General features: G+C 68.3%; 7 protein-coding genes. 3 read left to right on the forward strand and 4 right to left on the reverse strand.

What is annotated here, in order from left to right; genetic code table 11:
* Positions 1-19 precede the first annotated feature (19 nt).
* The 3 genes from AC1DC5_RS18550 to AC1DC5_RS18560 are packed head-to-tail and all read left to right on the forward strand — an operon-like array spanning position 20 to position 3,461.
* Positions 20-736: an ABC transporter ATP-binding protein gene (locus AC1DC5_RS18550; protein WP_476866124.1), complete on the forward strand. Its 717-nt coding sequence runs from the start codon at positions 20-22 to the stop codon at positions 734-736.
* On the forward strand, positions 733-2,781 hold the full coding sequence (locus AC1DC5_RS18555; protein WP_476866125.1) for a YhgE/Pip family protein: 2,049 nt from the start codon (positions 733-735) through the stop codon (positions 2,779-2,781). The genes AC1DC5_RS18550 and AC1DC5_RS18555 overlap by 4 nt, the downstream gene beginning before the upstream one ends.
* A complete protein-coding gene (locus tag AC1DC5_RS18560; protein WP_476866126.1) occupies positions 2,778-3,461 on the forward strand; it encodes a TetR/AcrR family transcriptional regulator in 684 nt (227 codons plus the stop codon). Before AC1DC5_RS18555 ends, AC1DC5_RS18560 begins: the two co-directional genes overlap by 4 nt.
* Before the next feature lie 686 nt (positions 3,462-4,147).
* On the opposite strand, the gene AC1DC5_RS18565 is transcribed toward AC1DC5_RS18560, so the two are convergent.
* The 4 genes from AC1DC5_RS18565 to AC1DC5_RS18580 form a co-directional block, all read right to left on the reverse strand.
* Positions 4,148-5,230 carry an EamA family transporter gene (locus tag AC1DC5_RS18565; RefSeq protein ID WP_476866127.1) on the reverse strand — a complete coding sequence of 361 codons (1,083 nt, stop codon included), beginning with the start codon at positions 5,228-5,230 and terminating at the stop codon, positions 4,148-4,150.
* Positions 5,231-5,309: 79 nt separating this feature from the next.
* Positions 5,310-5,837, reverse strand: a complete 528-nt coding sequence (locus tag AC1DC5_RS18570) for a hypothetical protein (protein WP_476866128.1) — start codon at positions 5,835-5,837, stop codon at positions 5,310-5,312.
* 118 nt (positions 5,838-5,955) lie between these two features.
* Entirely contained in the window at positions 5,956-6,483 is a 528-nt protein-coding gene (locus AC1DC5_RS18575) for a SixA phosphatase family protein (RefSeq protein WP_224048517.1), read from the reverse strand.
* Positions 6,484-6,538: 55 nt separating this feature from the next.
* Positions 6,539-6,742 (reverse strand): dodecin family protein, encoded by a 204-nt coding sequence (locus AC1DC5_RS18580; protein ID WP_476866129.1) that lies wholly within the window; start codon positions 6,740-6,742, stop codon positions 6,539-6,541.
* Positions 6,743-6,955 lie beyond the last annotated feature (213 nt).

Genomic DNA, 6,955 nt, shown 5'->3' on the forward strand with positions numbered 1-6,955 from the left:
CATCTGCGAAAGGCCCCCATTGCTCCGCGTGCAACAGCTCTCCGTGAACGGCAGACGGGACGAGCTGCTGCCGGCCACCTCAATTCAGGTCCGGCGCGGCGAACTCCTGCTGGTCTCCGGCAACCGCCACGACCAGCGCACCGCCCTGGCGCTGGCCCTCAGCGGACGGCTCAAACCCTCCGGCGGCCACTTTGAGTGGGACGGCGTTGAGTGGCACGGAGGCGCCAAAATCAAGGGACTGCGGCAGGCGAGCGCCGTCGTCGACTCCCCCGGGGTGAACGAACCCGAACAGCACCTCAGTGTCCGCGACCTCGTCACCGAGGATCTGGCCCTGGTCCCGCGCCGCTACCGGGGTTCGCTGCTCAGCAAGCCCTGGCTCAAGGTCAACCGTTTCGAGGACATCGCCGGGCTCTGGACCGAGCAGCTTCCGGCCGCCCGGCGGATCGAGCTGCTCACTGCCCTGGCCCTGGCCAACCCGCAGACGGATCTGCTCGTGGTGGACTCACCGGACCGCCACGGCGATCCGGGCGACTGGCTCCCGCGGCTGGAGGAGCTGGCGTACGACGCCGGCCGTCCGCTCGCCGTCGTCGCCACCGTGATGAGCCTCCCGGCGGGCTGGACCGGCCCGGCCGCGGCGATCGGCAACGCCGGCATCGGAGACGCCAGCTCCGACGCCGATGCTGCCCCCGAACCCCTTGAAGCTTCCAACACCCCCGAAACCGAGGACGCAAAGTGACTGTGCTGCGGCTGGCCCGCTCCGAACTCAAACGCATGACTGGCGGCCTGCTGCCCAAGCTGACCATCCTGGCGCTGACCATGGTGCCCCTGCTCTACGGCGCCGTCTACCTCTACGCCAACTGGGATCCCTACGGAAAGCTCAACCAGATCGACGCCGCGCTCGTGGTGGAGGACACCGGCGCCAGCTCCGCCGATGGAACCCGGCTCGAGGCCGGCCGGAAAGTCGCCGACAGCCTCGTGGACGGTCACGTCTTCAACTGGCAGACGGTCGCCGGCACGGCGGAAGCGGACCAGGGCGTCAGCAGCGGCAAGTACGCATTCGCCCTGAAGATTCCTAAAGACTTTTCCGCGAACCTGGTCTCCCCCGGCAGCTTCGACGCCGCCAACCAGGCCATGCTCAACGTCACCACCAATGACGCGAACAACTACCTGCTGAGCACCATCGTGGACAAGCTCACCACGGCCGTGCACAAGACGGTGGCCACCGAGGTGGGCGAGGAAACCGCCAACCAGCTCCTCACCGGCTTCGGAACCATCCACTCCCAGATGCTTAAGGCGTCCGACGGCGCCGGGCAGCTCGCCGACGGCGTCGCCAGCCTTCACGACGGGACGGTCACGCTGCACCGGGGCACGGGCGATCTCAGGAAGGGCACCGCGGAGCTCTACGGCGGCCAGCTGAAGCTCCGCGACGGCGCCAACGCCCTCAGCAGCGGAGCCGGGCAGCTCAGCACCGGCCTCACCGAGCTCAAGGAGAAGACCGCCACGCTGCCCGCCGATTCCCGGGCACTCGCGGACGGCGCCGCGCAGGTGGCGGCCGGCAACGCCGCGCTCAATACCAAGGTGCAGGGCCTGGCCGGCCAGATGGCGGCCTCCGAACAAGCCGCCGCGCAGGCACAGCGCAGCCGCGTAGTTGCCTCCAACAGCCGGCTGGTCGCCGCCGGGGCCATCACCCCGGCCCAGGCGGACGCTATCCTGGCGGACTTCGACGCCAACGCAGCCCCGCCCGCGACCCCTGGCCCCGCAGCCGCGCTGAAGTCCGCGGCCGGGCAGATCCAGCAGCTGGCCGACGGGTCCGCCGCCGTCAGCGCCGGCGCGGCCAGGCTGGCCGGCGCGACCCCAGCCCTCGGCGGCGCCATCAGCCAGGCATCCACCGGCGCGGACCAGCTTTCCGGCGGCGCCGCCACCCTTGCCGCCGGGCAGCAAAGCGCACTGGACGGCGCAGCGAAACTTGCCGAGGGCGCGCAAAAGCTCGACGACGGCGCCGCCCGGCTGGAAAGCGGGGCCGCCACGGCTTCCGAGGGTGCCGGGACCCTGGCATCGGAACTCGCCAAGGGCGCGGGCCAGGTCCCCAACCCCGACGACACCCAGAAAGACAGTCTCGCCAAGGTGATGGCGGATCCGGTCGCCGTCAGCAACGTCTCGCAGGCCAAGGCCGGCTCCTACGGCGCAGGTCTGGCACCGTTCTTCCTCACGCTCGCGCTCTGGATCGGCGTCTTTATGCTGATCCAGGCGATGCGGCCGGTCACCCAGCGGGCGCTGGCGTCGAACGCCCCGGCGTGGAAAATCGCCGTCGGCGGCTGGCTTCCGTTCCTGGCGGTCTCCGCCGTGCAGGCGAGCCTGCTCACGCTCGTAGTGGACGTGGGGCTGGGGCTTAACCCCGCCCACCCCTGGCTGATGTGGTTCCTTATGCTGGCCGCGGCGATGGCGTTCAGCGCGATCATCCAGGGCGTCGTCGCGCTGCTCGGATCCCCCGGCAAGCTTGTGGTGCTCATCCTGCTGGTGCTGCAGCTCGTCTCCTCCGGGGGCACCTTCCCCTGGCAAACCACGCCGCAGCCGCTCCATGTGGTGCACCAGCTCCTGCCGATGGGGTACGTGGTCAACGGCATGCGGCACCTGATCTACGGGGCAGACCTTGCCGTCATCCTGCCCACGATGTTGGGGCTGCTTGGCTACACTTTGCTGGGAATGGCCCTGTCCACCCTGGCAGTCCGGAAGCACAAGTACTGGACCCTGAAGACCCTGAAACCGGAGATCGCCGTATGAGCAGCCCCACGCACGGCAGTACGAGTGACGCCAGAGGCGGGGAAACTGCCGGGGAAGCCGAGGCGGAACCGCCGGCGGGAACCACGAAGAAGCTCCGGCCGTCCCGCACCAACGCAACCAAACAGAAGCTGTTCGAAGCCTCGATGGAACTGATCGGCGAGCGCGGCGTGGCGGGGGTGACGGTCGACGAGATCGCCGCGGCCGCCGGAGTCTCCAAAGGCACGGTGTACTACAACTTCGGCAGCAAGTCGGACCTGATCGCCCAACTGCTACGGCACGGCGTGGACATCCTGCTGGCGCGTCTGCTGAGCGTCAGGGACGGTTCCGCGGACCCGCTCGCTGCGATGGACGAAATGATCGGCCAGGCCATGGACTTCATGGACGAATACCCGTCCTTCGCCCGGCTTTGGGTCAGCGAGAACTGGCGGACCCCCAGCGAGTGGCAGGACACTTTCGCCGAGCTGCGCGGACTGCTGCTCGCCGTGATCGGGGCGGCGGTTGATGCGGTGGCCGCCGTCTACCCGGTGGATCCGGCGGTGTCCCGGGGCAGCCTCGAGACAGCCATCTTCGGAGCCTGCTTCGTGGTGGGCCTGGACCGGCAGACCTACAACCCGGAGCGGACCCGCGAGCAAAGCGTCAACGCGATCATGGCGTCCATGCGCGGCTACATCGTGAAGTAGCCCCTGTCGGGGATGATTATTCACATGGGCCACATGGGTAACAACGGCAAGATTGCCATCGGCGCGTTTCTGGCCGCGCTGGCGCTGCTGGCGCTGACCGGCATCACGCTGCACGAGACGGTTTTCCTGTGGTTCCTGGCGGCCTCCGCTGCGGCCTATGTGGCGTGCGTGTCCGAGGTGGTCATCCGCCGGCGGCACCGGACCCTGGCCGCCAGCGGAATCGGGAGCATCCTGTTCATCGCCTTCAGCATCGCGTTCCTCCGGCAGTGGGGCCTGGCCTTCAACGACGATCCGGATGCAATGTCCACTCCGGTGGATACCGCCTATCCCGACCTCTACTTCTACCTCGCCGCAGCCGCCGGCTCGGCCACCCTGCTGCTACTGGTGGCCGGAACGCTGCTGCCAGGCAGGGGCTGGCGTGCCCGCGCCGCCGGTTCCGCCCCGCTGCGGCGTCCGGCGTCGGGCGTGAGACGCCCGGCACCCCGGGCTTCCGGCACCCGGCGCGCACCGTCCAGGACCGCCCCGCGGCCGACGCCGAGGCCGGCGGCACCGCGGACTGCAGCTCCCCGGACGTCCGCCCCACAATCGGCAGCACTCCGGGCGGCAGCACGCCCCGCCGCCAAGGCGGGACCCGCCAAATCCGGTGCGGTCAGGGCAACGGGAACGACGGCGCAACCGGCCAAGTCTCAGTCGGCCCGGGTTCCCGCCCCGCGGGCGGCGTCCTCGGGCGTCAAGCGGCCAGCATCCTCCGCCGGGAGTTCGGCTGCGGCCAAGTCACCCGGCACGTCAGCCGCCCGCCCCTCGCCGCGGACGTCGCCGCGCCGCTGAGCCCCCGGCCGGCGGTCCCGGCGTCGAATGCCGCGCCGTCGGCTGTCCCACGCCCGGATGTCCCAGGGGCGGATATTCCATGGCCGCAGCACCGCCGTCGCCACCCCGGCCAGCAGCAGGAGCCCGCCGGTCACCTCGGCGGGGGTCGGCACTTCGCCCAGGACGAGCCATGCCGTTGTCATCCCGACCACCGGCACCAGCAGTGTGAACGGCACAACGGCGGAGGACGGGTACAGTCCCAGCAGCCGGTTCCAGATGCCGTAGCCCACGAGGGAACCGAAGATGGCGGTGTAGAGGGCGCTCACCACGGTGACCGGCTGGACTTCCACCAGTGCCTGCGCCACCGTGGCCGGCCCGTCAACCAGCAGGGACAGGCCCAGCAGGGGCAGCGGCACCACGGCCCCTGACCACACCACGAGTCCCAGGCCGGACGCCGCTTTCGCCTTGCGGGCGACGATGTTGCCGGCGGCCCAGGACAGCGCCGCGGCGAGCACGATCATCAGGGGAAGCACCGGTGCGACCAGGCTGCGGCCGACGGCCACAACAGCGAGGCCGGCCACGCCCAGCACTACGCCGGCAAACTGCCGCCGGCTGGGCCGCTCGCCGAGGAACCCGGCCGCCAGGAGCACTGTCACCAGGACCTGGGCCTGCAGGACCAGGGAGGCCAGGCCCGCGGGCATGCCCAGCGCCATGGCCAGATACAGCAGGCCGAACTGTCCGGCACTCATCAACAGCCCGACGCCGACGATCGCCCTCCAGCCCACGTCCGGCTTACGGATGAAGAAGATACAAGGGACAACCACCAGGGTGAACCGCATCGCCACGAACAGCAGAGGCGGCACCTCCGCTCCGTCCGGGTGCAGCCCGAGGTCGATCGCGACGAAGTTGAGGCCCCAGAGCACAGCGACGAGCAGGGCGAGGGCGGAATGACGGGTATTCACCCTGCCACTATGCCGGTTCCTGCCCTGCTCCGCCGCAGTATCGGGCCCACGTGCCGAAGATTAGTCGGAGCGTGAACGGTCAGAGGTTGCGGGGATTGTCCTCGCGGGGCCTTTCGGTATGGGCCGGGTCATTGGGGGCCGGCTCGTTGGAAACCTGGCTGCCGTCCGGATTGGTGGTCGCCTGGCCGGCTGAAGCGGGGTTCCGGTCGCCGCGGTCGCGGCGAAGCTCTCCATTGCCTGCGGCTTCGCGGGGCGTTTGGGCATCGCGTTCGGTGGTGACGACGTCGGGGTCCAGTTCGTCCGCTTTCCGCAACTGTTCCTGGGCGCCGGCGCGCACGTGTTCGGCTTCCTGCTGCCGTTCGCGGGCTTCCTCCCGCAGGCGCTCGGCCTCGACTTCCGCCTGCTTCGCGTCGGCCTCGGCGCGGGCGGCCTTCGCCTCGCGCTCCCTTGCGCCGATCTCTTCAGTCTTGGCCTGTTCACGCATTTCAACGGCCTTGTTGCGGTTCGCTTCCACCTTGCGCTTGCGGCTGACCATAGTGACTACGACGACGATCGCGATCACTACAATGACGCCGATGATGATTCCAATAAGCTGTCCTGAATCCACGATGATTCCGCCTTTTCTCCCGATCGCCAGTAGTCCACGAGTAGACAGCATCAGTAAACCGCAGAATCGCCTGCGTGACTATGCATCCGGGAATCGTTCCGAAGCGGCGTAGCGGAGCTTATTTGGCCCGGGGAACCTTGAAATGTGTGAGCCTGGCGTCCTGGCCGTCCAGTTCGGCCCAGGTCTTTTCCGTCTCCATGATGGTCAGCGCGCTCGTGGGGTACCGCGTGGCGGCGTCCATGTAGGCGTCGTGGTTGGAATCCCTGGAGGCAAGGTGCATGGCGAGGTCCTGCACGCCGGGCATGTGCGAGATCACCATGAGGGTGGTAACGGTGTCCGGAACGTGGTTGATCACCGTCAGCATCCGCTTCGCCGAGGCGGCGTAGAGCCCGTCCTCGAGTTTCGGCGTCGGAGCCTTGTCGCCGAGTTCGCTGCAGACCCACGTGCACGTCTGCCGCGTGCGCAAAGCGCTGGAGCAGAGGATGAAGTCGGGGACCACGCCGTGCTTTAGCAGCCATTTTCCGGCCTGCGGGGCATCGCGGTGGCCGCGCTCTTCGAGCGGCCTTTCATGATCCGCGACGCCGCCGGGCCAGTCGGACTTGGCGTGCCGCATGATCACCAGCCGTTTGATGTGATGCGCGCTCATGGCTCAATCCTAGTGCGGCGGTTGATTCCCGGGCGCGCATCCCGCCAGCGGCCGCTCAGCCCTCAAGAATAAACGTCACTTCAAGCACGACGTGCCAGGCAACCACAGCGCCGTCGCTGATTTCGACCTTCTGTTCCTTCACCCACGCCCCCGTGACATTGCGCAAGGTCTTGTTGGCCCTGTCGACGCCCTCCTTAATGGCGGCATCAAACGAGGTCTTGGAGTTCGCGCTCAGGGTAGTGATCCGTGCAACAGACATGTCTTCCTCCCAATAGTCGGCCCAACGGTCCGAGACTACGCCGGACCCGGCAAACACAACAGAGTCCGCGTTGACTCATAAAAAACCTCCGCGTAGCCGGATACGTTGCCTCATGGGAAAAGCTCCGGGACGTTGGCCGCGGACATCCTTGAGGGATGGGATTGACGATGGGTGAGCGCAAGGCGGTGACGAAGCACCTGGCCGAGTCCTACC

It is taken from the genome of Arthrobacter sp. 10L424 (genome assembly GCF_056395325.1).

Bases quoted from the DNA above. Each gene is read 5' to 3' on its own strand.
- AC1DC5_RS18560 (WP_476866126.1), top strand. From the start codon at position 2,778: ATGAGCAGCCCCACGCACGGCAGTACGAGTGACGCCAGAGGCGGGGAA.
- AC1DC5_RS18575 (WP_224048517.1), bottom strand. From the start codon at position 6,483: ATGAGCGCGCATCACATCAAACGGCTGGTGATCATGCGGCACGCCAAG.
- AC1DC5_RS18580 (WP_476866129.1), bottom strand. From the start codon at position 6,742: ATGTCTGTTGCACGGATCACTACCCTGAGCGCGAACTCCAAGACCTCG.